Origin of the sequence: Thermococcus indicus, from assembly GCF_006274605.1 — an archaeon.
Taxonomy (GTDB): domain Archaea; phylum Methanobacteriota_B; class Thermococci; order Thermococcales; family Thermococcaceae; genus Thermococcus; species Thermococcus indicus.
Window position 1 is genome coordinate 409,875 of sequence record NZ_CP040846.1, and the last position, 25,221, is coordinate 435,095.

At 51.7% G+C, this 25,221-nt stretch carries 27 protein-coding genes and 1 pseudogene; 15 read left to right on the top strand and 13 right to left on the bottom strand.

Annotated features, from left to right (window positions below):
• Positions 1-18 precede the first annotated feature (18 nt).
• A complete protein-coding gene (locus FH039_RS02100; RefSeq protein WP_139680034.1) occupies positions 19-318 on the top strand; it encodes a hypothetical protein in 300 nt (99 codons plus the stop codon).
• A 6-nt stretch (positions 319-324) separates the two neighbouring features.
• On the opposite strand, the gene FH039_RS02105 is transcribed toward FH039_RS02100, so the two are convergent.
• Genes FH039_RS02105 through purM form a run of 4 tightly spaced genes read right to left on the bottom strand, consistent with a single transcriptional unit; the run spans position 325 to position 3,302 of the window.
• Complete coding sequence (locus FH039_RS02105; RefSeq protein ID WP_139680035.1) at positions 325-1,014, bottom strand: metallophosphoesterase; 690 nt, start codon at positions 1,012-1,014, stop codon at positions 325-327.
• A gap of 23 nt (positions 1,015-1,037) precedes the next feature.
• Positions 1,038-1,205: a hypothetical protein gene (locus tag FH039_RS12110; RefSeq protein ID WP_168188359.1), complete on the bottom strand. Its 168-nt coding sequence runs from the start codon at positions 1,203-1,205 to the stop codon at positions 1,038-1,040.
• Positions 1,202-2,266 (bottom strand): DUF835 domain-containing protein, encoded by a 1,065-nt coding sequence (locus tag FH039_RS02110; protein WP_139680036.1) that lies wholly within the window; start codon positions 2,264-2,266, stop codon positions 1,202-1,204. Before FH039_RS02110 ends, FH039_RS12110 begins: the two co-directional genes overlap by 4 nt.
• Before the next feature lie 34 nt (positions 2,267-2,300).
• Positions 2,301-3,302: a phosphoribosylformylglycinamidine cyclo-ligase gene (gene purM, locus FH039_RS02115; RefSeq protein WP_139681563.1), complete on the bottom strand. Its 1,002-nt coding sequence runs from the start codon at positions 3,300-3,302 to the stop codon at positions 2,301-2,303.
• 117 nt (positions 3,303-3,419) lie between these two features.
• Between purM and purT the strand changes: the two genes are divergently transcribed.
• The gene (gene purT, locus FH039_RS02120) at positions 3,420-4,718 is read left to right on the top strand and encodes a phosphoribosylglycinamide formyltransferase 2 (RefSeq protein WP_139681564.1); all 1,299 of its coding nucleotides are present in this window, start codon (positions 3,420-3,422) and stop codon (positions 4,716-4,718) included.
• A gap of 162 nt (positions 4,719-4,880) precedes the next feature.
• Here the strand turns inward: purT and purE are convergent, their stop codons facing one another.
• The 4 genes from purE to FH039_RS02140 all read right to left on the bottom strand — a co-directional run bounded on the left by purE (position 4,881) and on the right by FH039_RS02140 (position 8,050).
• A complete protein-coding gene (purE, locus tag FH039_RS02125) occupies positions 4,881-5,408 on the bottom strand; it encodes a 5-(carboxyamino)imidazole ribonucleotide mutase (RefSeq protein WP_139680037.1) in 528 nt (175 codons plus the stop codon).
• Complete coding sequence (locus FH039_RS02130) at positions 5,368-6,525, bottom strand: 5-(carboxyamino)imidazole ribonucleotide synthase (protein ID WP_139680038.1); 1,158 nt, start codon at positions 6,523-6,525, stop codon at positions 5,368-5,370. Before FH039_RS02130 ends, purE begins: the two co-directional genes overlap by 41 nt.
• 98 nt (positions 6,526-6,623) lie before the next feature.
• Entirely contained in the window at positions 6,624-7,385 is a 762-nt protein-coding gene (locus tag FH039_RS02135) for a hypothetical protein (RefSeq protein ID WP_139680039.1), read from the bottom strand.
• Positions 7,382-8,050: a hypothetical protein gene (locus FH039_RS02140; protein WP_139680040.1), complete on the bottom strand. Its 669-nt coding sequence runs from the start codon at positions 8,048-8,050 to the stop codon at positions 7,382-7,384. The genes FH039_RS02135 and FH039_RS02140 overlap by 4 nt, the downstream gene beginning before the upstream one ends.
• Before the next feature lie 142 nt (positions 8,051-8,192).
• Between FH039_RS02140 and purD the strand changes: the two genes are divergently transcribed.
• Together purD and FH039_RS02150 are read left to right on the top strand one after the other, a co-directional pair.
• Entirely contained in the window at positions 8,193-9,509 is a 1,317-nt protein-coding gene (gene purD, locus FH039_RS02145) for a phosphoribosylamine--glycine ligase (protein WP_139681565.1), read from the top strand.
• A 10-nt stretch (positions 9,510-9,519) separates the two neighbouring features.
• Entirely contained in the window at positions 9,520-10,662 is a 1,143-nt protein-coding gene (locus FH039_RS02150) for a formate--phosphoribosylaminoimidazolecarboxamide ligase family protein (RefSeq protein WP_139680041.1), read from the top strand.
• A gap of 74 nt (positions 10,663-10,736) precedes the next feature.
• Here the strand turns inward: FH039_RS02150 and FH039_RS02155 are convergent, their stop codons facing one another.
• Both FH039_RS02155 and FH039_RS02160 read right to left on the bottom strand, forming a co-directional pair.
• Complete coding sequence (locus tag FH039_RS02155; RefSeq protein ID WP_139680042.1) at positions 10,737-12,041, bottom strand: hypothetical protein; 1,305 nt, start codon at positions 12,039-12,041, stop codon at positions 10,737-10,739.
• 10 nt (positions 12,042-12,051) lie between these two features.
• Entirely contained in the window at positions 12,052-13,098 is a 1,047-nt protein-coding gene (locus tag FH039_RS02160) for a hypothetical protein (RefSeq protein ID WP_139680043.1), read from the bottom strand.
• 146 nt (positions 13,099-13,244) lie between these two features.
• Between FH039_RS02160 and purS the strand changes: the two genes are divergently transcribed.
• Both purS and purQ read left to right on the top strand, forming a co-directional pair.
• On the top strand, positions 13,245-13,487 hold the full coding sequence (gene purS, locus FH039_RS02165; RefSeq protein ID WP_139681566.1) for a phosphoribosylformylglycinamidine synthase subunit PurS: 243 nt from the start codon (positions 13,245-13,247) through the stop codon (positions 13,485-13,487).
• Position 13,488: 1 nt separating this feature from the next.
• Positions 13,489-14,160, top strand: coding sequence for a phosphoribosylformylglycinamidine synthase I (gene purQ, locus FH039_RS02170; RefSeq protein WP_139680044.1), 672 nt, complete (start codon positions 13,489-13,491; stop codon positions 14,158-14,160).
• A 6-nt stretch (positions 14,161-14,166) separates the two neighbouring features.
• Here the strand turns inward: purQ and FH039_RS02175 are convergent, their stop codons facing one another.
• The 3 genes from FH039_RS02175 to FH039_RS02185 form a co-directional block, all read right to left on the bottom strand.
• Positions 14,167-15,159, bottom strand: coding sequence for an ABC transporter ATP-binding protein (locus tag FH039_RS02175; protein ID WP_139680045.1), 993 nt, complete (start codon positions 15,157-15,159; stop codon positions 14,167-14,169).
• Complete coding sequence (locus FH039_RS02180; protein ID WP_139680046.1) at positions 15,160-15,435, bottom strand: helix-turn-helix transcriptional regulator; 276 nt, start codon at positions 15,433-15,435, stop codon at positions 15,160-15,162.
• 114 nt (positions 15,436-15,549) lie between these two features.
• Positions 15,550-16,248 (bottom strand): ABC transporter permease, encoded by a 699-nt coding sequence (locus FH039_RS02185; protein ID WP_240703251.1) that lies wholly within the window; start codon positions 16,246-16,248, stop codon positions 15,550-15,552.
• Between the two features lie 50 nt (positions 16,249-16,298).
• Here FH039_RS02185 and FH039_RS12245 point away from each other — a divergent pair, with 50 nt between their 5' ends.
• From FH039_RS12245 to FH039_RS02230, 9 genes and pseudogenes are all read left to right on the top strand, one after another.
• Positions 16,299-16,553: a hypothetical protein gene (locus FH039_RS12245; protein ID WP_206206161.1), complete on the top strand. Its 255-nt coding sequence runs from the start codon at positions 16,299-16,301 to the stop codon at positions 16,551-16,553.
• A 6-nt stretch (positions 16,554-16,559) separates the two neighbouring features.
• The gene (locus tag FH039_RS12570; protein WP_206206162.1) at positions 16,560-16,760 is read left to right on the top strand and encodes a Cys-every-fifth RiPP peptide CefA; all 201 of its coding nucleotides are present in this window, start codon (positions 16,560-16,562) and stop codon (positions 16,758-16,760) included.
• Positions 16,761-16,794: 34 nt separating this feature from the next.
• Complete coding sequence (locus tag FH039_RS02195) at positions 16,795-17,166, top strand: hypothetical protein (RefSeq protein WP_139680048.1); 372 nt, start codon at positions 16,795-16,797, stop codon at positions 17,164-17,166.
• A 17-nt stretch (positions 17,167-17,183) separates the two neighbouring features.
• Positions 17,184-18,488, top strand: coding sequence for a radical SAM/SPASM domain-containing protein (locus FH039_RS02200; protein ID WP_139680049.1), 1,305 nt, complete (start codon positions 17,184-17,186; stop codon positions 18,486-18,488).
• Positions 18,488-19,237, top strand: coding sequence for an ABC transporter ATP-binding protein (locus FH039_RS02205; protein ID WP_139680050.1), 750 nt, complete (start codon positions 18,488-18,490; stop codon positions 19,235-19,237). The genes FH039_RS02200 and FH039_RS02205 overlap by 1 nt, the downstream gene beginning before the upstream one ends.
• Positions 19,230-20,390, top strand: coding sequence for an ABC transporter permease (locus FH039_RS02210; RefSeq protein ID WP_139680051.1), 1,161 nt, complete (start codon positions 19,230-19,232; stop codon positions 20,388-20,390). Before FH039_RS02205 ends, FH039_RS02210 begins: the two co-directional genes overlap by 8 nt.
• A 43-nt stretch (positions 20,391-20,433) precedes the next feature.
• Positions 20,434-21,965: pseudogene (locus FH039_RS12310) on the top strand (DUF4932 domain-containing protein).
• Between the two features lie 85 nt (positions 21,966-22,050).
• A complete protein-coding gene (gene purL / locus FH039_RS02225; protein WP_139681567.1) occupies positions 22,051-24,192 on the top strand; it encodes a phosphoribosylformylglycinamidine synthase subunit PurL in 2,142 nt (713 codons plus the stop codon).
• Positions 24,189-25,184: a formate--phosphoribosylaminoimidazolecarboxamide ligase gene (locus FH039_RS02230; RefSeq protein ID WP_139680054.1), complete on the top strand. Its 996-nt coding sequence runs from the start codon at positions 24,189-24,191 to the stop codon at positions 25,182-25,184. The genes purL and FH039_RS02230 overlap by 4 nt, the downstream gene beginning before the upstream one ends.
• Positions 25,185-25,221 lie beyond the last annotated feature (37 nt).

Genomic DNA, 25,221 nt, shown 5'->3' on the forward strand with positions numbered 1-25,221 from the left:
ACTAACCTCGGTGAGAAGATGGGAGCCGAGAAGCTTGAGAAGGTCCTCGACGAGTTCAACAGGCTCCACGGGAGCGAGGCGGAGGCGAGGATTCTGAAGGCCGAAGGTGATGAGGTGATCATAGAGTTCGAGGGTTCTTTCTGCGCGACCTGCGGCCTGTACGACTACTTCGACGACATCAAGTGGGAGGCGATTGAGCTGGGCCTTGAGCTTGAGCCGGTGGAGGTTTTGGAGGCAGAAGAGGATGGCTTCGAGCACGGTAGGTACGTCGTGAAGTACAGGCTGGGGAGGAAACAACCTTTCACTGGGAGCGGATGAGCTTTTCTAGGGGCCACTGAGTTCCCGCAGGGCCATTTTGAGCTTTCCAAGCTCCCCGAAGTCGAGAAGCTCTCCCTCGGCTGGCACCAGCACGCGCAGTCTTGAGCCGTCGAACTTCCGAAGGAACGGCGAAACTATCTCCCTCGTCACGTCGTTGCCGTAGGCCCAGGGACTGAAGGCCGGCAGGACGATAAGCCTTTCCCCCCACAGAAAAGCCGGCACCTTTACGCTCGCCCCCACCTCGTCCCTCAGCCTTATCGCCGGATGCTCGTGGCCGATTATGAACCTTTCACCTTCCTCCAGCCTGTGACCGTGAACCAGGGTCCACCCTCCGACCTCCAATCCCTCCACGATCTCAACCCCCCTCTCCCTCAGCCACAGTATTCCCGGGTCGTGGTTTCCCCTGACCACTATTATCTCATCGACTTCACCCTCGAGGGCGTCGAAGAACCTCCCCAGCTCCTCCCGCTCCTGCCTGAACGGGACGAAAGAGTGTTTCAGATCTCCGTCGATGATGAGCCTCTTCGGCCTTTCACTCCTCACAACCGCCAGAACCTTCCGGATAAGCTGCTCAAGGAGATTGGGGACGTAGTTGCCCTCCCGTGCTAAGGACGTCTCGAAGCCTATGTGGAGGTCGGCTATCACCAGGTCTCTTCCCAGCAGGACGGCTTTCTCTGGAACGGGCCTGGGCTTCATGGTACCCAAAACGGGGTGGGGACTTAAAACGCTTGCCGTTCGGATTCGTAAGTTATCCATACGGTATAGCAGCCCTTTTCGTCTTCCTCGATAACGATCTTTCTCAATCGGGGCCCGTATTCCCTCACGGCCTCCTCAACGACGGCCGGAAGATTCTCAAGGAAGGCTTTTTTCCGGGTCATCAGCATCATCTGACATCACCTGTGCCGAGAACCTGTCGAAGGATCTTCCGCTCGGTCTCGTCAAGACTTTTCTCGTCGAGAACAATGAGAAGCATCCCCCTGTAGAGGGATATGTAATCCGAGAGCGTTGCTAGGAACTTGAGAACTGAACGGAAATCATTGTACATTATCAGGTACTCCAGGCCCTCGAGAACGACGACTCCTGTGATATTCTCGCGGTGGGCTTTCATCAGGTAGGCACGGGTTCTCTCTACTATTCTGTGAAGCTGGGTTGGCCCTATGGTTCCGGGTCCGTCGATTGTGGTCAGAGGATGGATTTCCCATTTTGGGGGGAGGTCGCTTCTCCTGGCAAATGCCAGTACAGGGAATTCCGAGAGCGCCCCGGCATAACCATTTAGGCCACCGGGAGACACGATAAAAACGCCGCTCCTTATTATCTCCGAGTTGTCCATGCCCCTAACGTTTCGGAACCTTTCTGAGAAAACGATCTTGACAAACATGACTGCCTCGATTCCATTTAGAACTGCCCCGACAGTGAAGCCGATCGGTGCAAACCACTCGACTGGTCTGAGGAAGGGGTAGTCCATCTTGTGGATACCGTGGGCTATTACAACGCCCCCCAGCAGGGTTCCGGTTCTCGAGTAGGACCTTCTAACCGCCCAGAGAATGGCTCCTGCGAGGGTATAGAATATGCCGGATACACCATAAGCTAGGTATATGGGATTTGGTGAGGGGATTAGGCTGGCGTAGATAACCGTGTACGCGGACACGGCGAAGGGAAGTACCATTGACAGGATTTTCAACGGGCGAGTTGGGACCACCACCGCCTCCTCATCCAGGAATGATACGACCCCTCCGGTCAGCAATGAAATACCAAGGGCATGGAAAAGTGGAATCCCCGTTCTAAAACCGAGGATCTCCGAGACCAGCGCCATGGATGAGCTGAGGAAGAACAGTGCCCATAGAAGAATGGACTGTCTTCGGTATCGTCTCCAATTCAGCAGGAGGACCAACCCTGCTGTTATTTTGAGGAAAAAACTGAGAAACTGACCGACCAGCAGCAGGTTCATCAAACCACCTGATAAATGTTTTAGAAAACGTGGATTAAAGCCTTACGCCATAGTTTTTGACCCTTATCCCCGGATCCCCTGTGACCCTTCCGAGCTCGAAGCTCTCGAAGTGCTTGTTGAGGATTTCCAAAGCGGCCTCCTTTTCCCTGCGCGGAACTATTGCGATGAAGCCGACCCCCATGTTAAAAACGCGGAACATCTCCTCCAGTGGAACGCCGTTCTCGTGGATGAGCCTGAATATTCCTTCGATGGGTGGCATCTCAATGGAAAAGCCGCAATCGGTTAGGCGTTTGAGGTTGGTCAAGCCACCGCCCGTTATGTGCGCCAATCCGTGAACCTCAACGCTCTCGATGAGCTCCAAGACGGCCTTAACGTAAATCCTCGTCGGTTCTAAAAGCCACTCCAAGAGCTTTCTTTCCTCGTATTCATAGTCGAGGCCGTACTTCGGGATGAGGAGTTTCCTGGCCAAAGTCAAACCGTTTGAGTGTATCCCCGAGCTTGAAATTCCGATGACGGCATCTCCGGGTTTTATTTCCTCGCCTGTGATAACTTTCCCCTTCTCGACGACGCCTATGGCCGTTCCTGCTAAGTCGAAGCCGTTGATGAGGTCTGGCATAACCGCCGTCTCTCCGCCGACTATCGCTATTCCGGCCTGCTTTGCCCCCTCGTAGAGCCCCCTGGCTATCTCGGCAAAGATTCTCTCGTCCGGCCCCTTCACGGCGAGATAGTCAACGAGTGCCAGCGGTTCGGCACCAACGCATAGCAGGTCGTTCACGTTCATCGCTATCATGTCTATTCCTATCGTGTCGAACTTGCCGACGGCCTCCGCCACCAGAACCTTCGTCCCGACTCCGTCGGTTGTCATGGCGAGGTAGAACCTACCAAAGTCCATCAGCGCAGCGTAGTGCCCTATTTCACTCGGCTCGCCGATTTTGCCCCTCCTGAACTGGAATGTTTCCTTCGCGAGCCCTATGATACTCCTCAGAGCCTTGGCCGTCTTTTCGTCGTCAACTCCCGCTTGGGCGTAGGTCAGCATGAACACCACCGAAGAGAGTTGGGGTGCGGACTTAAAAGGTTTGCCATGTTTGTGCTTAAAAAGGCTTAAATATCATAAACTTTTAACATTTTAACGTCAAAACCTGAGGTGATGTTCGTGATCAAGCCCCGGGATGAGCTCGGAACGGCTATGACAGACTCCGCCCAGAAGATACTCCTCCTCGGAAGCGGCGAGCTGGGAAAGGAGATAGCGATTGAGGCTCAGAGGCTCGGCGTTGAAGTCATCGCCGTCGACCGCTACGCAAATGCCCCTGCCATGCAGGTCGCCCACCGCTCCTACGTCGGTGACATGAGAAACGCGGACTTCCTCTTCTCGGTCGTCGAGAGGGAAAAGCCAGACGCCATAATCCCGGAGATAGAGGCCATAAACCTGGATGCACTCTTCGAGTTGGAGAAGGACGGCTACTTCGTCGTCCCGAATGCGAAGGCAACGTGGATAGCCATGCACCGCGAGAGGACGAGGGAGACCCTCGCGAAGGAAGCCAAGGTTCCAACCTCTCGCTATGCCTACGCGACAACGCTCGACGAGCTCTACGAGGCCTGCGAGAGGATAGGCTACCCCTGCCACACCAAGGCCATAATGAGCTCCTCGGGAAAGGGCTCGTACTTCGTTAAGGGGCCGGAGGATGTTCCAAAGGCGTGGGAAGTGGCCAAGAAGAAGGCCCGCGGCAGTGCGGAGAAGATCATAGTCGAGGAGCACATAGACTTCGATGTGGAGATCACCGAGCTTGCCGTGAGACACTACGACGAGAACGGGGAGGTAGTTACCACCTTCCCGAAGCCGGTCGGCCACTACCAGATCGACGGCGACTACCACGCGAGCTGGCAGCCGGCGGAGATAAGCGAAAAGGCCGAGCGCGAGGTTTACCGCATAGCGAAGCGCATTACAGATGTCCTCGGCGGTCTCGGCCTCTTCGGCGTCGAGATGTTCGTGAAGGGCGATAAGGTTTACGCCAACGAGGTCTCTCCGAGGCCCCACGACACGGGCATGGTGACTTTGGCATCCCATCCAACGGGCTTCTCCGAGTTCGGGCTTCACCTCAGGGCGGTTTTGGGACTTCCCATTCCCGGCGAGTGGGTCGATGGGTACCGCCTGTTCCCAATCCTAACGCCGGCGGCAACTCACGTCATCAAGGCCAACGTCTCCGGTTACTCTCCACGGTTCCGCGGCTTGGCGAAGGCCATGAGCGTCCCCAACTCGGCGGTGAGGCTGTTTGGAAAGCCCGAGGCGTATCCGGGCAGAAGGCTGGGCGTTGCGCTCGCCTGGGATTCAGACGTTGGAGAGGCAAGGAAGCGCGCCGAGATTGTCGCCCACATGGTTGAGCTTAGGGCTGGGGGTTCGGGATGGCATGGACAGGACTATGAGACTAGAAAGCACATCTGTGGCCATTGTTGATATGGACATATTTATGCAACAACTGCAATACATTGAATAACTTCCAAAAAATTTAAAAGGCTTGAATACAACAGCAACCGGGCAAAAAATTCGGCTAAAATTGATAGATAAAAATCAGCACCTAAAACAAGGGGGTCAAATAACCGGTTTTAAATTGGATGTCTATCCTTTCATTCCCGTCATGTATCTTTTCCATCCTGATTTTTCAAGGTTCTCCGCCTTTTCTTCAACGGTTCTTCTCATATCCCCTTGGTATTCCTCAAGTTTCTTCGCTATCTCTGGATACTTTATCGAGAGGATCCTGAGTGCAAGCAGAGCGGCGTTCTGGGCGTTGTTGATTGCCACAGTTGCCACAGGGACACCGCGGGGCATCTGGACAATGGAGAGGAGTGAATCGACGCCGTTTAACGTCCTCGTCTTCACGGGGACACCTATCACCGGCAGTGTTGTGAGCGAGGCTGTCATCCCCGGTAGGTGGGCCGCACCGCCGGCGCCCGCTATGATGACTTCTATGCCCCGCTCCCGTGCGCTTTTTGCGTACTCGTACATTCTCTCGGGCGTTCTGTGCGCTGAAACCACCGTCATTTCGTAGGGTACTCCAAAGTCTTCCAGTACCCTCGCCGCTTCCTTCATGACGGGCAGGTCCGAGTCACTTCCCATTATTATTCCCACGAGGGGCTTCACTTTCATCACCCACCACCTTTATGAGGGATTTGACACGTCGGGCCTTTTCGATGGCCCGTTCGGGGCTTCTATCGACGACCGTCACGTGCCCCATCTTTCTGAAGGGGAATACCCTTTTCTTGCCGTAGATGTGCACGTAGACCCCCGGGATGGTGAGGGCTTCCCTTATGCCTAGATAAGCAGGCCTGCCCCGACTTTCACGGCTTCCAAGGAGGTTTATCATGACCGCGGGAGTTAGGAGCTCGGCGGAACCGAGGGGCAGATCCGCCACGACCCTTATGTGCTGCTCGAACTGGCTCGTCGTGCAGGCCTCTATCGTGTAGTGTCCGGAATTGTGGGGTCTCGGCGCGAGTTCGTTCACAAGAAGCCTTCCGTCTTTTGAGAGGAACATTTCAACTCCAAAGACCCCGACTCCATCTACTGCCTCCACTGCCTTAACCGCTATTTCCTGGGCCCCCCTTGTGATTTCATTATCCATCCTCGCGGGGATGATCAGCATGTCAAGGAGGTTTGCCCTCCAATCGAAGACCATCTCAACCACTGGATAGACTTCGGTGTTTCCATCCGCGTCCCTTGCAACGATGACCCCGAGTTCCTTGTCTATGTCCACGAGCTCCTCTGCATATGACGGTACCGGCAGAGCTTTATCGAGATCCTTCTCATCCCTCAGAACAGCCACTCCCCTGCCATCGTAGCCTCCTTTTCTCGCCTTCTGGACGACAGGCAGAAGTTCTTCAAGTTCCTCTATGCTATTTAGCCCCCAGAACTCCGGAACAGGGACTTTAGCCTTTTTGAGAACCTTCTTCTGAATCAGCTTGTCCTGGATAATTTCAAGCGTTTTTGAGCTGGGAATCACAGGTTTTTCTTTCTCTATTTTTTTCAGTGCTTTGATGTTCACGTTCTCTATGTCGTAGGTGAGGACGTCGCTTCTCTCCGCCAGCTCGAAGATTTTATTCTCATCCTGAAAGCTCCCGGCTATCTGCTCCGCCACCATTGATGCCGGGCATCCGGGCGTTGGGTCAAGGACGAGGACGCTGAAACCGAGCTTCCTCGCCTCCTGGGCGCTCATCTTTGCGAGCTGTCCCCCACCGAGAATGCCTATCGTGAAGTCTTCCGGTCTCATGTTTTGACTTTAAAATGCCTAAAATATAAAGTTTTTGGCCAATAATTTAGCAGAAATATGTCAAAGTAACAAAGGTTAAAACAGCAGTGCTGAGGCCACTAAAGCTCTCTAACGATAGGTTCCCCATTTCTGAACTCGTAATGGAACCGCAGTATCTCGCTTCTTGGCTCGGGAGTCTTTATTACCTCAAGAGTTCTGATAACTCTTTTTCCTCTAATCTCGCTCGACGTTCTCAGGACGTAATCCGCCCTCCGGTATATTGATTCGAGCACGCTTACGCTCTTCATGCCGCTCCAGAACCAGAAGTTGGTTCCCCGTGGGTACTTCCGGTAGGCCCTTGAATTCGCCCGAACTTCCGCTGACAGCTCTAGGTACTTCAATGTCTCCTTTTCTCCTCCAAGAAGCTCGAGGTAATCCGACATGTCTATAGCGAATCCGAAGATTTCCCTTCCGTCGAACAGACCAAGCTCCGCCCACTTCCTCTTGTGCCTTTCAACGACCTCTGCGTACTTGGCCGGAAGGACCTCCGCGGAAAGGGAGCCCTTGAGGTACCAGACTCCGGGATATGAGAGGGCTATGTCATAAAAGCTCCCGAAGGTGTCTATTATTGCGAGTGTCCAGCTTTTAAGATATCCGTCCAATGATATTCCCATCCTGTCAGAAACTTCCAGGAGCACATGGATTGGGTATGAAATATTGAAATACCCAACGAGGCTGCCTTTTTCTAGTTTTCTCTTCATTATGTGGTACAGGAGTTCTTTGCCCCTTGAGCGGGGATCGACTTCATGGACAAGTGTGAGGGCATGTTCTTTCAAGCCACCGAGCGCCACGTCCAGCTCGGGTATCTCCCATGAAATCATTCCTCATCCCTCCCGAACAGGGAAAATGATTCACCTTCATCTGGCCCCTTGGTTGTCAGGCCAACCCTCTTGTACCCCTCATCAACGAATGTCTCTATGACGATGTCGGAGCAGGCGTACACGATGTCCTCTATTTCACTGCACTCAAGTGGGGTTAGGGTTAAAATAGTCTTTGAGCATTTTACAGTGCTGTGTAACAGTTTTCTAAGGCCCCATATGAGTTTGTACGTTACGGACGGCTTCGTGAACAGTTTGCAGATCCCGGTTGAAGTGTATGAGAATATCCAGATGTCTCTTCCACGGTAGGATTCGAGCGTTTTTATGGCCCATTCTTTGAGCTTGACGATGAATACGGAGTCCTCCATGTACCCCGTCAGCTGGTGAATTCCCTCCTCCTGCGAGGGAATGTGGTACACGCTGCCGAACACATCAAAGATTACGAGGTTCCTTCCAAGGTAGTCAGTGATGCTCAGTCCTACGTTCTCACAGTTCCTCCTGAATACCGTGAATGGCTCGTACAGAAAGACAAAAACGGTCTTGTTTTCTTCCAGGAGGATTCTCAGGAGTTGAAGTGCAAAGTATTCCCCGCCGGAGTCCATATCGCGCTGAATTATTGCCATGACGCCGTTGTCGGGTATGCTATTCAGCAACTGTTTGTACTTCATTGTCGCATCCCCCCGGATACCATACGTGTTGTTTCTACATATACGTTTCGTTTCCGCGACACAACCTCCCTCTTTAATGGACATTTAAATGTAAAAATAAACCTTAAAAGCTCAACTTTTTGACAGATAATTGGTGAAGCTCATGAAGGTTCTGCTCGTTGGAGGCGGCGGTAGGGAAAACGCCATCGGCGAGGCGCTCGTAAGGGCCGGCGCCGAGCTGTACGTCGTTTCGAAGCACAGGAATCCCGGGCTGGTTGGGCTGGCAAAGGGCTACGGTCTGGCCAGGGAAACTGATATCGAGAAGGTCATCGGATTCGCCCGAAAATGGGGGATAGAGCTGGCATTTATAGGGCCCGAGGCCCCTCTTGAGAAGGGCATAGTTGATTCCCTTGAGAGTGAGGGCATCCCGACGGTTGGGCCGACTAAAGAAGCCGCTCAGCTCGAGACGGACAAGGCTTTCGCCCGCTCCCTCATGGAGAAGTACGAGATTCCCGGCAGGAAACTCTTCCGTGTCTTTGAGGACGCTTCTGAGATGCGCTCTTGGATAGACGACTTCGGGAGGCCGGTCGTTGTGAAGCCCCTCGGCCTAACTGGTGGTAAGGGGGTTAAGGTCGTTGGCTACCAGCTGAGGGACAACGAAGAAGCGAAAGCCTACGCCGAGGAGCTCATCAGGAGGGACGGGAAGGTTCTAATTGAGGAGCGCACCGACGGCGTTGAGTTCACATTCCAGGTTTTCACGGACGGGAAGCGCGTTGTACCAATGCCCCTCGCCCAGGATTATCCGCACGCCTACGAGGGCGATGAGGGCCCGATAACGGGGGGCATGGGTTCATACTCATGCTCAAACGGATTGCTTCCGTTTGTCACGAGGGAAGACTACGAGAGAGCCCTTGAGACGCTTAAAGCGACGATTGAAGCCGTGCGGAAGAACGGAACGCCCTACAAGGGTATCCTCTACGGCCAGTTCATGCTCTCCAAGGACGGCCCGGTTATAATCGAGTACAACGCCCGCTTCGGCGACCCGGAGGCAATGAACGTGCTCCCGCTCCTCAAGACGAGCCTGCTTGAGGTGGCCGAGGGAATAGTTGACGGCAGCCTCAAGAGGGCAGAGTTCGAGGGGAAGGCGACGGTCGTCAAGTATCTGGCTCCAAAGGGCTATCCCACGAACCCCGTGAGGGGCGTTAGGGTTGATGTGGACAAGAAGGCCATAACTGAAGCCGGGGCAAAGCTCTACTACGCTTCCATTGATGAGAACCTCACGCTCCTCGGCTCCCGCGCCATAGCGGTCGTTGGAATTGCTGAAACGCTGGAGGGGGCGGAGAGGATAGCAGAGAAAGCCATTCCCCACGTGAGGGGCGAGCTGTTCTACCGCAGGGACGTCGGCACGAGAGAGAGCGTCGAGAAGAGGGTACGCACCATGGGGGAGTTTGGAAGGGAGTTCGAGCCGAATTCATGCTGAGGTGGTTGGAATGATAAGCCGTGAAGAAATCTTAAGCGTTCTCGAAAGATACGACCCCGAGAAGATAACCGTTGGAGTAATCGGGAGCCACTCCGCACTCGACATAGCCGACGGTGCCAAGGAAGAAGGTTTGCCCGTTCTGGTCGTTGCCCAGCGCGGTAGGCACAGGACATACGCGGAATACTTTAAGCTCAGGAAAACGAGGGATGGTCTGATAAAGGGCTTCATAGACGAGGTTATTGTCCTCGACAGGTTCGCCCAGATAATAAACGTTCAGGGGGAGCTGGTGAAGAGGAACGTCATCTTCGTGCCCAATCGCTCCTTCGTTGTTTACACGGGCATTGATAGGGTTGAGAACGACTTCAAAGTCCCCCTCTTCGGCAGCAGGAACCTCCTCAGGAGCGAGGAGAGGAGCGAGGAGAAGAGCTACTACTGGCTCCTTGAGAAGGCCGGTCTTCCCTATCCGGAGCCGGTGAAGCCGGAGGAGATTGACGAGGTCGGTCTGGCGATAGTCAAGCTTCCCCATGCCAAGAAGAGACTTGAGAGGGGATTTTTTACGGCTGCCTCTTACAGGGAGTTCCGCGAGAAGGCCGAGAGGCTGAAAAAGCTCGGCGTAATCACGGAGGAGGACCTCGCCAAAGCGAGAATCGAGCGCTACATCATCGGTCCGGTCTTCAACTTCGACTTCTTCTACTCGCCGATTGATGGAGAGATAGAGCTTTTGGGAATAGACTGGCGCTTCGAGACGAGTTTAGACGGTCACGTTCGCCTTCCAGCGAGCCAGCAGCTAACACTGCCGGAGCACCAGTTCGAGCCTGAGTACACCGTCACAGGTCATGCATCATCAACGCTCCGTGAATCCCTTTTGGAAAAGGTCTTCGATATGGCCGAGCGTTACGTGAAGGCCACCCAGGAGTACTACCCGCCGGGAATAATCGGGCCGTTTACACTCCAGACGACCGTTGATAAAGACCTCAACTTCTACATCTACGACGTAGCTCCAAGAACCGGCGGCGGAACGAACATCCACATGGCGATGGGTCACCCCTATGGGAATTCCCTCTGGAGGAAGCCGATGAGCACCGGGAGGAGAATAGCCCTTGAGATAAAGCGCGCGGTTGAGCTGGACGAGCTGGAGAAGGTTGTTACATGATGATGCAGGAATTAATTCACGATACAAACGCTGGTATTTCTTTTATAACTTTTAAGTTCGATTCAAATATGTAATCACTCCTCTTCCAGTTCCCCAAGATGCTCGAGTCCTTCCCTTAAATGGTCGGTTCTCCGCACCCATGAGATAAAAAATTCAGACCAATCTCCCCCGTCGTATACCGTTATTTCTATTCGGTGTCTTCCCTGAATGACGTGCCTGCCTTCCTTAAGCTTTCCGAGGTAATAGCCCCCTACAGAGCTGGGATACCTAGAGAGGAGCACAATTTTATCGTTCTCAAGGTTGCGAAGATTGGTGATTAGCTCGTACTCATCCCGTTCCACGAGTCTGCTCTCCCTGGGGCGGATGATGCTGTCTCTGATGTGGCTGACAACTTTCCTTACGTGGTGGTAGTCCTTGAGTCCTTCAACTTTTACTTCAACCCTGGGGTCGTACTCACCAACTGCTCTCAGGGATACTTTGGCTTCAAAAACCTCTCCCTGCCACGACTCAAGTTCAAGCTTTGCTCTGTGAAATGCGCCTTCCATCACTCCCGTGGAGAGGTTCAGTGTGCCCGTGAAGTAGGGTGGGAGGGTAACCCTGCGTGGAAGCATCTTTAAAAGCTCTTCCGCTTTTTCGTCTTCTGGAGGGAGTATTCGTTTTTTCAGTTCTTCAATGTCTCCCTTTCCGGTAAAGAGTCCAATTTTAGTGTCCGGGTCATAGCTTATGTTGAATCTGCTTTTTTCGGTTTTCAGCCACAGCTCCAGATGGTCAGACCACGTTACCCGGTCCATTCCCTGGATATCAAGAACCCCTTTAAATTTTCCAACGTAGCAGTTTCTGCCCTTCACCACATGAAAGCCTTCAACATCTTTTACAATCCCGAATTCAAGGAGATAGGGATGTATAAGGCTCTCAAGCCTGCAGTTCACCCGTCCAAAGCCAAGCTGGTAGTCCAGAACTCTCCTCGCGGCAAGGAGGAACGCTCTAAACTCGGTGTCTTTAGACTCGGCGGTTCCAACGACCTTCTGGAAGTGCTTCATAAGCTTCCACGGAATGCGCTTCCCAGCAAGGATAAGCCTTGACACCTCTGCCAGATATTTTGCACGCTTAAACCTCTCATACGCGAGGAATTTCTTTAAAAAAGCTGGAATATCCCTGTCCAGCTTTCCAAGGTGCTTTTCAACCTCACTGTAAAGCCTACTGCACTCCAATACCCTTTCGTATTCGCCAACAGAAAAATAGTAAAGGGCGGCGGTGTTGATGAAATGCTCCAAATCTTCGAGGTCTTCTCTGGTATAGGGTTCGTTGCCCTTAACTTTTAGGGACAGTTCAGTTGCGGTTTTCAAGAGCTCATCCGCGAGAGATTTGAAATCCTCCATCTAAACCACCTTAATACTTATTGCAGTCCACCAGTCCAGCTCTGTCGTACCATCCTATGAAGATGACGCTTGGTTCCTCGCCTTTGACGACTTTTTTCCAGCTTTCTATCACTACAAGAACCGAAACATAGCCTCTCTTCTCAGGGGTGTATTTTTGTATTTGGCAGTAGCCCCTCTTAAGCTGTCCATTGGGACTCCTCCACCACTTGCCTTTGGCTTCCCATGGAACTTCTTTTGACGGTAGTCTAACTCTGAAGTCCGGTCCAGCTTTCCCATTTTTGCTAATCTCACGAATTTGCCCCCTATACTTTTCCTGTATAACCTGTACAGCCACAAGTTCTCCCGCTATAGCAGGAAGCATATGGTCAATAAAATGAACAAAGTGTCCCCTCTTTAGAGTAGTTATCGCGGGCTCGAGAGAGGGTATTGTGGAGTTCTCAAGGAGATGCTCAATGACACTTGCACTGAGAGTTATTCTTCCAGTAGATTTGAAGGATCCCTTTCTAAAAGTGTTGCTGGCTTCTCTAATCTCAATGCTATATTTTGTGTTTCTAATTTTCTCGTATTCATTTTTAACCTTGTCCTCAATGTCGTCTCTGTACTCCATTATTAGTACAAGGGCAATTAGAGCTGGCACTCCAATAAGGAGTAAAGTAGAACCCCCTATTGTTATTACTGGAAGTTCTGGTAAAGGTAAAGAAGGAAATGCAAACTGTGGCATTATAGGGACTTTCGGGGGAGTGTGCACTGGGTACGTGGAAAGTTCGGGACTAGAGTAGTCGTTCAGTTCCAACGTGGAGGCATAATATTCACTAAGGGAACTTCCATTAAGCTGGTTTTCGAGCATTGCAATAACTTCTTCTTTGGTTGGCACTTTTCCATCTTCTCCAGGAAGTGCAAATACGACAAATGGGACCCCTTTTACTACGACATGATACACTTCTGCTGTTCCCTGTTGTTGCCCCATACCTTGTGTTGCTTCCCCTGACACAAGTGCATGGTTTACGGTCAATCCAAGTATTAGTATAATAATAAACACACGTACTATATTTTTCATTTAAATCACCAATGTTAGGTATTCTAAGAATTTATAAAATTTGTGCTCTGAGGTATTAAAAAGTGAAAGGATTATATTGATATTTTTTTGTTAAAATAATCCTTAAAAACTCTAAATTTTTACACTTTTCTGACAAGGTGGTGCCGATGAAGTGGAGGGTTACCGTTATCGTCCGCCTTAAGGAGGGCCTCAACGACCCCGAGGGAAGGGTGATAGGAAGCGCCCTGAGAAACCTGGGCTACGCCGTCGAGAACCTCAAGGTTCCGAAGTACTTCGAGTTCGAGCTCGAGAGCGATAATCCAGAGGGGGAAGTCGAGGAGATGTGCAGGCGTCTGCTGGCTAATCCCGTCATACACACCTACGAGTACAGCATCGAACCGGTGAGCTGAGATGGTCCGCTTTGCCGTGGTGGTTTTTCCTGGAACCAACTGCGACTTCGAGACCGAGAGGGCCATAAGAAAGGCCGGTGCCGAGGCCGAGCGTGTCTGGTATAAGGCCAACCTCAGGGACTTCGACGGCGTGGTTTTGCCCGGCGGCTTCAGCTACGCCGATTACCTCCGTGCAGGGGTGATAGCCGCTCGTCAGGAGATAATGGAGGAGGTCAAGGAGTTCGCCCGCGAGGGAAGGCCCGTCCTTGGAATCTGCAACGGCTTTCAGGTTCTCACCGAGGCTGGTCTCCTTCCGGGGGCACTGAGGCCGAACAGGGTTCCGAGGTTTCTCTGCAGGTGGGTGCACCTTCGCGTTGAAGACGCCGAAACGCCCTTTACCGCTCTCTACGAGCCGGGAGAGGTCGTAAGGATGCCAATAGCCCACGCAGAGGGGAACTACTACCTCGACGACCCATCGAAGGTTAGAATCGTCTTCCAGTACAGCGACGGGAACGGGAACGTAACCGAGGAGGCCAACCCAAACGGCTCGGTTCTCAACATAGCGGCGATAGCCAACGAGAGGGGAAACGTCCTCGGAACCATGCCCCACCCGGAGCGCGCGAGCGACCGCTTTTTGGGCAGTGAAGACGGTCTGAGGCTCTTCAGGAGCATGGTGAAGTGGGCGAGGGGGTAGCTTTTTCTATCTTTTGCAGAGATGTGTGAATACTTCTTCCAGGGTCACTTGGGAATTTTGAGTGTCCACGACATTGTACTGGGATAGGCGGCTGAGTATTTCTTTGAGATCTTCATTTTTGAAATAGAGCTGAATGTACATGGACTCTCCATTTCCTTGAATTTCAATTTTTTGAGCTATCCCCTCAAAGTCCTTGGGGTTGATTCTCCCTTTAATTTTGGCAATAATTTTCCTCTCTGCCTTGAGGGCCTGAACTTTCTCGATAAGCTCTTTTGGAGTTCCCTCAGCAATTTTACTCTTGTTGAATAGCAGAATTCTATCGCATAGAATTTCAGCCTCTTTGAGGTTGTGGGTTGTCAAGAGTACAGTTGTTCCCACTTCTCTTGAAAGTTCCATGATAGCGTTCCAGACTTCCCTCCGGGTAAAAACGTCAAGGTATACAGTTGGTTCATCTAAGATGAGAACCTCTGGCTGAATTATCAGGGGTAGAACTAGATAAACTTTCTGCCTCATCCCAGCGGAGAGCTTTTGATACCACTCGTGTCTTTTTTCTTCTAGATTGAGCAATTCCAGCGCGTGGGTTATTCTTCTCTCAGCCTCAGCTTTGGGAATTCCCCACAGTTCAGCTATGAACCTTAGGTTTTTCTCCACGCTGACCCTCCACTGGAAGAGGCCGAACAAATCCCTGCTTCCTCCAAAAATTGTGAAGATTCTGCCCCTAATTTTATCGTGATCTTGGATTGAATCGTATCCTGCGATGTAGAGATGGCCTCTCGTTGGAATCACAAGACCATTGGCGATTTTGCAGAGCGTGGTTTTTCCAGCTCCGTTCGGACCCAGAAGGCCGTATATCTCGCCTTCTTTGACTTTAAAGCTGATATCAACCAGGGCCGGGATTTCTTCACGGGGTGTTTTGAGGAAGTCCTTAAGGCTTTTCAAATCGAACAGTGACTTTATTGGGGGAGGGTAGTATTTGGTCAGATTAACCGCCTCTATCACTCAGACCACCCTGATTACGTACGTTTTCCCTTTCCTCTCACGTCGAACCAATCCCTTGTTTTCGAGGTCTTTTACCGCCCTGCAGGCATTGGCCCGTCCGAACAGCTGGCTTAGTTCTTTCTGAGTTATTTCACCATTGTCAATGATTAAGTCCAATATTTGCCTCTCCGAATCGCCCAGTTCATGCTTATGCAGGCTGTTTACCTCAATCTCCACCCTGAGGAGCAGCACGAGTTTCCCGTTTTCACACTCCTCCTTGAGGACGTGCACCCGCATAAGGTCCACCTCACATGTGGCCCAGCGTTCCCAGCTGTCTCGCCTTGTTGAAACCCCGCCTGAAGGTAAAGTACCCCACGAGGAGCATTACTCCAGTGATGAAGAGCATGTTCATCAGGCTGGGCAGGATTTGGGATAACGAGTAGCCGCCACCCATTGTGAGTCTGCCCATTTGGAGGATGTAGGTTTCGGGATGTATTTTTGACAGGGGCTGGAGCCACTTGGGAGCTCTTCCGGTGGAAAGTAAAGCCCACTGACGAGCTGGGCCGTGATGTTGAAGAACCAGTTCAGCGGATCCTGGGTGGCCTTGGTTGCTATTCTGAACCCCGCCGAGAACAAGTCGAGGGCAAAAATCAGCAGGATGCCGCTCAGGATGACGACCACAACGCCAAGGTTAACGTGAATCCTCAAGCCAAAGAACATGATGTATGCAATGGTTATTAAGAGAGTTAGTCCCAGATTCCACAGAATTCGCCAGGCATTAATTCCAATGAAGATTGAAGTTAGTGAAGCCGGAGCGTTATAAAGAACCGGAAAAACTCTACCGAGAACAAAGGACGAGATGCTTCCCCTCGGCAGAAAAACGAGGTTGTGGATTATTGAGCCTATGAGGAGGTATTCCAAATAATCTGGCGTGCCATACTGGGAAATGTTTGCGTTGATTGTTATCAGCTTGGCAAATATGCCGATGAAGATTATGTTCAGGCCCAAGCCTATGAACTGGAGAAGTAAATCAAATCGTCTTGAGAAGAAGACTTCCTTTTGGATGAAGATGAAGGCCTTGATTGTTCTAATGCCCTGCACTGTAACCATTGCACCACCAGAAGTTGGTTAGCGTGATTACTTATAAACATTGCTTTTTTTTGTTTGAGCGTTGCATCCTTCTTTATAAATTGTTTCATGACATTTATAAATCAGTTGCAGTAAAACTTATGGATTGTTTCAGCGGAGATATAAGTGCAAAACTTGAAGGGGGTGAAGACGTGGAGTGGATAGTTGAACCTGAAAATGTTAGGAACCCAGAGCCTGAGTTCTGCCTTGGAGACGGGTGCCTCTTTGATGGGTGTATCCTCAATGGGTGTGGAGCTAACGGATGTGTAATTCAGTTCTGGGGGTGATGATGAGTGGAGTGGATAGTTGAGCCCACCAACAGTGTCGCTCCCGATGCATGCGGTGGAGATGGATGCGTGCTGCAGGGATGTGGCCTTCAGAGATGCCTCCTAAGAGGATGTGGGGCTAATGGATGTGGGGGAGATGCATGTATTATAAACCTCTGTCCTGCGGACCTCTGTCCAGCAGACTTCTGTCCGATTGATGTGTTCTGAACCTTTTTATAATGGGGGGATGTCAGTGAAACGTTTGATAGTAATCCTCAGTGTTATTTTAATGGTATTAAGTGTGTCTTTGGGAGCAAATTGCATTGGGTCGTTTCATAGGTACGAAAACTCAAACCGTGTTTACCTCGCCAAGAGTATTCAAACCTATTATATCCCAGCAAATTCCCATGTTGAGGGGTATATAAAAGCTGATGGCAACTTTTCGGCTTATGTTATGACAAAAAGTGAGCTGAAAAAATATAAACATGGCAAGGGTTTTAAGCCAATTATCTCTTGGATTAACGTCTCATATGTTGAATTAGAGCTCGATACTCTCGACGAGACATGTTATCTTGTTGTTAGGAACGAGGAGGAGCATATCATGCTTATTCATGTTGAATTCGAGGCAAAGTGATTCTGGGGGTGAGTGATATGAAGCACTCGATGTACAACATAGTGATACCCCTCACTCGGGATGGGGTTCTGGTGTACAACGGTCTAAGTGGTGCGCTTGCAAAATTGACTCCTGAAGAGTATCGGAAGTACTTAAAGTTATCTTTTGGGGAGGCCGATAAAGAACTTGTGGAAAACCTAAAACGGGGTATGTTTATAGTCCCGGAGGATTTCAATGAACTGGAATACATTATACAGAGATATGAGAAAATAAAGGAAGATACCTCCCGCCTTGGACTAGTGATAGCCCCAACAATGAAATGTAATCTTGGATGCATTTACTGCTACCAGAACAGGGAAAAGTTCGATGAATACTCCCTTATGAATGAGAAGGTTCAGACTGAACTAGTGAACTTCGTGGAAACGATTGTGAAGATCAACAATGTTAGGACACTAGAGGTTTTATGGTACGGCGGAGAACCTCTCTTGGGTTTGCCAGTTATAAAAAACCTTACGGAGAAATTCATGAGAATCGGGGAGAGATTCAACGTTAACTATTCTGGGGGCATGGTTACAAACGCCACTCTAATAACTCCAAAGATAGCAGAGGAGCTATATAAACTCAAAATTAGGACATTCCAAATAACGCTGGACGGGGACAGAGAAACACACGACAAAAAAAGAATATATAAAAACGGGAGCGGTACATTCGATAGGATTATAGAAGCAATAAAAATTCTAAGCTCATATAAGGGCGTTAGTATCGTAATTCGGGTTAACGTTGATACTGAAGTGGTCAGAAACTTTGAGAAACTACTGGATATCCTTGAAAATGAAGGGCTCAAAGAAAAAATACGAATATATTTTTCAAAGCTTGAAAAGTACGAGCATTCGTCTTCCACTTGGGGATGTTATATAGAGAATACCAAGGACTACAGCAAACTGGAGATACGGCTGTATGAAAAACTAATTGAAAGGGGGTTTATGTTGAATATATATCCGTTCCCTAGATATCTCCCCTGTGGTGCGGTACGGAAATATGGGAACATATGCATTGATCCGGAGGGGTACCTGTACAAGTGCTGGCATGAGATTGGAATCGTGGAGAAATCCGTTGGACACGTGAGTTCAGGGTTTAATGAAAACGTGGGCAGGTGGATAATAACTTATACTCCATTTGATTTTGAAGACTGTAGAGGTTGTGGGCTTCTACCTGTTTGTATGGGTGGTTGTCCCCTCCGAGCAATGGAATCCAAGAAGGAATGCATCCCCCTAACCGGCAGTATTGAGGAATATCTTAAGATGACGTATATGTACAAAACAAGAGGTGCGAGGGATATGTAATGATAAAGGACCTGGCAGTTAATGTGTTGAACCTTGAAAAGGCTTACGGACGCGTGTGGGCCCTCAAGGGGATAAGCTTCTCCATCGGCAAAGGTGAAATCTTCGGCCTTATCGGGCCGAACGGAGCTGGGAAGAGCACGACCCTCAAGATTCTCGCAACGCTGATCCCTCCCGATAGGGGAAGGGCCGAGATGATGGGGCACGACGTCGTCAGGGAGTCTGAAAAGGTCCGGAGGCTGATAAGCTACCTGCCCGAGGAGGCCGGCGCTTACAAAAACCTAACCGGCTACGAGTACCTCCGCTTCATGGCCAGGCTCTACTCCAACGCGACTGGAAAGGACGAGGGAGAGATGCTTGAGCTCGGGGTCGAGCTTGCCGGGCTCGGGACGAGGCTCTACGACAAGGTTGCGACTTACTCCAAAGGAATGACCCGAAAGCTCCTACTCGCGAGGGCTCTCATGGTGGTTCCAAGGCTGGCCATCCTCGACGAGCCCACAAGCGGTCTCGACATAGTGAACGCCTACGAAATCAGGAAGCGTATAAAGGAGTTCTCCCGTGAGCAGGGCGTTTCAGTTCTCGTTTCGAGCCACAACATGCTCGAAGTTGAGTTCCTCTGTGACAGGGTGGCGATAATGCACAAGGGGCTGATTGTTGAGACTGGAACGCCGGAGGAGCTGAAGGCTAAGTACGGTGCGGAAAACCTTGAGGAGGTCTTCGTAAAGGCCTCGCGGAGGGTTACCTATGGGTGAGCTCTGGATTATGTTCCAAAAGGAACTCATGGACGTCCTCAGGGACAGGAGGCTTCTAACTGCCATAGTGCTTCCGCTTATCATCATACCGGTTCTCTTCGGGATCGTGCAGTCGTCGAGTCACTCCACCAGGGTTGCCGTTGGGATCATTGACAACGACGGTGGAGAATACTCGAGGGCCCTCGTGGCCTTCCTTGAAAGGAACGGCATTAACGTTGATGAAAGCTCACCAGTGACCCTTGTGATTCCAGCGGGCTTCTCCGACGCCATCAAAAAGGGTGGCTCCCCCGAGTTGCTAATCGAGGCTAGGCTTTCATCTCCCCTTGACTTTAAGGCGGTCAGGTCTGTAGAAGTTTTGAAGGGGTTGATACTGCGTTTCGGCAGCGGAGTTCTGCCCTCCATAAAACCGAGGTTTCTGATGGAGGTCGGCGGGAACGTCCTGAATGTTGAGCCCTCGAGGTATGTATCCTCCCTGCTCAAAAGCTCCCTGGCGGTGCCGCTGGTTCTCTTTGTCATAGCAATCTACGCCTCGCAGGCGATAGCGGCTTCCGTGGCTATGGAAAAGGAAGGCAAGACGCTCGAAACCCTGCTCACGCTACCGGTCTCGCGGAGGTTGATAATACTGGGCAAGGTGTTTGGCTCGATAGCGTTCAGCGTTCTCGTACTCGTTTCTCTGGCAGTGTCATTCGGGATTTTTGCTCGACTTGCCCCCCATTCCGGAAGTCCCCAGGGCGTGTCCGTCGGTCTGGCACCGCTCCTCTTCCTCTCCGCCGGAATCTTTCTGCTCTTCCTCCTGATGCTCCTCACGAGCCTGCTTGTGTCTTTATTCACGCTCGATGTAAGGAGTGCCCTCAGCATAGCGGGTCTCGTTGAGGTCCTCTACCTGATTCCCATGATGGTGCTCTTCGCGGGCGTTGAGGTTTCCGGGCTTGCAGGGCTTCTTATGGAGGCAAACCCGGGTTATGCCCCAATTCACGCTTTTCTGAGCGCCATGGCCGGAGACTACCCCTCAGCCCTGGGAGCTTTGCTGTACCTAATCGCCTGGAACGTCCTGATACTGAGGCTCACCGTCTGGGTCTTTGACAACGGAATCTTGGTGAGCGCAAATATCAATCTGGAGAAGCTTAGGTGGCTGGTGAGGGTGAAGATATGAGCCACCTCTCTCCTTTAGATTTCAAAACAACCGGGTGGTGAAAATGCCAAAGGTTAAACCTCTGGTAGTGCCCTTATCCCTGCTTATAATTCTTTCTACATACTATCTCAGTCAGCCTTGGATTCAAACAAAGCCAACCTTCCAACTCGGCATCTTCCTAGTTTCCAAGTGCTCTGACAACGTCTGTCTTGAGATTAACCCCTATGTTGAACTTACAAATGTTGTGTTCTACTTGGCCGGCTGGGATTCCAGCAATAGTACGCCCTATGCGCGAGAAGTTGAATCCTACTTCTCCCCCTATCGGAACCACAAAGCGGTGCTCCTCGCCAGAAAAGCCCTGAGAGCGGGCCTATCATACGACGCCATTCCTAAGTTTGCGCTGGAGCTGAACTCCACGGAATGGAGTGAGTACCTCATTGCAAGGGTTCACGGGAATGAAAAACTACTCAACGAGCTTGCCAGAGCTATAGAAGAATTTGTCCAGGACTCGAACTTTTTGGACTTCTATGAGAATCACAAGGAATTCTATAGAGAGCAGATAAGACTGTTTTTTAGAGAGAATCCGAATGTCTTTGACATTCCCCACTTTGTGGGGGAGTTCTTTGGAGAGAAGCAGAAACGGTGGGTTTTCATTCTTCAGCCCCTTGAGATGTATTACAACTACGGCGGTTCGATAAATAGTACCGTTTACGCATTTCTTGGCGTCTGCTCTGTATCCGGTGGTTCACCTCAGTACTGCAACGCATCTGTCCACGAAATGGCCCACAGCTTCATCAACCTGCCGTGAACAAGTACTACAAAGAATTCAGGGGCTACTCTGAAATGTTCTTGCCAGTCAGGGAGATCATGAATCCCATGGGGTACTCCAACTGGAAGACCTACCTTGATGAGACCTTTGTTAGGGCATTCGAGGCGTACTACATCCCCAAAACTGAGGGAAATCAGAGCGCTGAAAGATTTATACAGAGTCAAGAAGCCCTCGGGTTCTATCTCGTTGGAAGGGTTTACGGAGTGTATCTCACGGACTACCTCCCCAACAGGGAGAAATATCCAACCTTCAAGAGCTTTATGCTCGAACTTGCGAGGCTCATGGGGGATTGGTACGGGGAAGGCTTCTGGAAGAACATATCTCCCGAACCAACTATCAGGATAGCCTTTATGGCATTCAAGGCAGATGGTGTTAAAGTATACGCTGCCCAAAACCTCTCGGAGAGCACGTACGTCAAAAGCTATGTTGAGATGCTTGAAAATGCGGGCTTTAAGGTGACGTTCACGGACAAGCTCGAAAATGGTAATCTCATTGTCATTGCACCGCTGAACTCCTCCGTTACCTGCAAGCTCAACAGATACGTAGAGATACGGGGTAATTCTGTCGTTCTCAACGGCGTTAAATATTCCAATGGAGTTTTCCTAGTCGAAGCTTTGAGGAATCCAAAAGGAGGATTTGCTATGCTAATAGCAGGAACACCGGACGTGTTCGAGAAAAAACCCTCGGGGGGTGGGGATGAAAGCTTGCTAAACTATCACTACTTTGTCTACATAACGAGCCTTAAAAGAGCCGTCGCTTTCGGATAATCTTTTGTTTAACATTTTTCTGTCAAAATAAACCTTAAAAATAAAACTTTTTTACACTAATCCGTCAATCAATGGAGGGTTCATGATGTTCCCGCACGAGGAAAGGCTCATCCGTGAAAGGCTCGGCAGGGAGCCGAACGAACTTGAGTGGGCGATGCTTGAGGTTATGTGGAGCGAGCACGCCTCGTATAAGTCGAGCAGGCCCTGGCTCAAGCTCCTGCCGACGGAGAACGAGCACGTGATTCTGGGCCCCGGTGAGGACGCCGGGATAGTGAAGTTCGACGACGGGACATGGATAGCCGTTGGAATCGAGAGCCACAACCACCCGAGCGCGGTCGAGCCCTACGGCGGAGCGGCAACGGGCGTCGGCGGAATAGTGAGGGACATACTCTGCATGGGTGCGAGGCCGATTGCTCTGCTCGACCCGATACGCTTCGGACCCATCGAAAAGGAGCGGAACAGGTACCTCTTTGAGTACGTCGTCAAGGGTATAGCCGACTACGGCAACAGGATAGGCGTTCCGACGGTTGGCGGGGAAACCGAGTTCGATGAGGGCCTCGACAACTACACGCTCGTTAATGTGGCATGCGTTGGGGTTATGAGGCCGGAACACCTCGTCCACAGCTACGTAACTGAACCGGGTCTCAAGCTTATCCTCGTCGGCAACAGAACAGGAAGGGATGGCATCCACGGCGTCACCTTTGCGAGCGAGGAACTCGGAGAGAACGCGGAGGAGGAAGACCGCTCTGCCGTCCAGATTCCAGATCCATTCACTGAAAAGCTGCTCATCGAGGCGACGCTGGAGGCGGTCTACACCGGCAAGGTCAGGGCGCTCAAAGACCTTGGTGGCGGCGGTTTGACCTGCGCCGCCTCCGAGATGGCCGGCAAAAAGGGCTTCGGCGCGGTAATCTATGCCGACAGGGTTCCGCTCCGCGAGCCGGGAATGAGCGTTACCGAGGTGATGATTTCCGAGAGCCAGGAGAGGATGCTCTTCGCAGTCAAGCCAGAGGACGTCGGGGAACTTGGAAGGATTTTTGAAAAGTACGGCCTCGAATGGACGGTTGTCGGGGAGGTCATCGAGGAGCCGCGCTTTGTGATACACTGGAATGGGGAGAAGGTTGCAGACCTTCCGGTGGAACTCCTCGCGGATGTGCCGACGGTAGAGTGGGAGATGAAGCCTTACAGCATCGAAAAGCCTGCTGAGATGCCGGACGTTTCATTCAGCGAGGCCTTTGACCTCGTCTGGGGCAGTCCGAACGTCGTAAGCAAGCGCTGGATTTGGGAGCAGTACGACCACGAGGTTCAGGGAAGAACGGTTCTCAAGCCCGGCCGTGATGCTGCCATCCTGAAGCTCAACGACGAGTACGGATTGGCCTTCACTGCCGACGGAAATCCTGGCCACAGCCACCTCAACCCATACCACAGCGCAATGGGGGCCGTTGCTGAAGTCGTCAGGAACCTTGCCAGCGTCGGGGCCGAGCCTTTGGCGCTGGTGGACAACCTCAACTTCGCCTCGCCCGAGAGGCCCGAGGTTTACTGGAGCTTCGCCGAAACTGTGAGGGGTCTGGCCGATGCTGCCAAAGCCTTCGGTTTAGCGTACGTCAGCGGGAACGTCAGCTTCTACAACGAGGTTGCAGGAAAACCGATAAAGCCGACACCGGTCGTTGCCGGCCTCGGAAAGGTTAAGCTTGAGGAAATCCCGGAGATGGGGCTGGACAATGGACTGCTCATAGGCGTCGTTGGGGTAACGAAGGCCGAACTTGGAGGCTCGGAGCTGTTCGCGAGGCTCGGCGTCGAAAGTGGCTTTGCCCCGCGCGTGAACCTCGACGAGGAAAAGGCCAACGCCGAAGGAATTCTGAAGGCTATACGGGAAGGCCTCGTCAGAGCGGTTCACGACGTTAGCAGAGGAGGAATCGCCGTTGCCCTCGTGGAGATGGCCCTATTCGGAAACACGGGCTTTGCGGTCGACCTCTCAAAGGTTCCGGCGGAAGTCCAAAACTCGATCGAGATAGGTTTCAGTGAGAGCCACGGAAGATACATAGTTGCCTTTCCCGAGGAGAATCTCGATGAGCTTAAGGCCATCTTCAGGCACTTCGCCGTCATCGGAAAGGCAGAAGGGAGTGATGCAGTTTTCCTCTGGGACGGAAGAGAGCTCCTTCGGAAGTCTCTCGGAGAGCTTGGGGCAGTCCATGAGTCCCTGCCAAGACTGATGGGTGAGGAAGGATGAAGATAGCGACCTACGCTTCACACTCGGCCCTTCAGATTTTGAAGGGGGCAAAGGGGGAGGGCTTTGAGACGGTTGCCTTTGGAAAAAGCCGGGTTAAGCCCCTCTACACCCGCTATTTCCCGGTGGCGGATTACTTCATCGAAGGAAGCTATCCCGAGGATGAACTGCTGGAGCTGGACGCGGTAATCATTCCAACCGGCTCTTTCATAGCGCACCTTGGAATCGGGCTTGTTGAAAAGATGCGCGTCCCCTACTACGGAAACAAAGAAGTTCTGAAGTGGGAGAGTGACCGTTCACTGGAGAGGAGGTGGCTTGAGAAGGCTAAACTCCGTCTCCCGAGGGTTTACGATGACCCGGACGAGATAGACAGGCCGGTCATAGTCAAGCCCCATGGGGCAAAGGGTGGAAAGGGCTACTTCCTGGCGAAGAGCTCCGAGGACTTCTGGAGGAAGGCCGAGAGGCTCGGCGTTCGGGACAAGGAAGAGCTGAGCGGAATCCAGATTCAGGAGTACGTCCTCGGCGTTCCGGTTTATCCCCACTACTTCTACTCGAAGCTCAACCGCGAGCTGGAGCTGATGAGCATAGACCGGCGCTACGAGTCCAACGCCGACGCGATAGGCAGAATTCCCGCCAAAGAACAGCTCGACCTTGAACCCAACACCAACTACACCGTGATAGGCAACATTCCCATAGTTCTCCGCGAGAGCCTCCTCATGGACGTCATCGAGGCCGGGGAGAGGGTCGTTGAGGCTGCGGAGGAGCTGATAGGCGGCCTGTGGGGGCCGTTCTGTCTGGAGGGAGTCTTCACCGAGGAGCTGGAGTTCGTTGTCTTCGAGATATCTGCCAGGATAGTGGCCGGAACCAATCCCTTCGTCCACGGCTCGCCCTACAGCTGGCTCAGATATGATTTCCCGGTCAGCACCGGAAGGAGGATAGCGATGGAACTGAGGGAGGCTCTGGAGGATGACAGGCTCGACGAAATTTTGACGTGAAACTGTCTAATTTCCGCTCGGATAGGTTTATAAATTG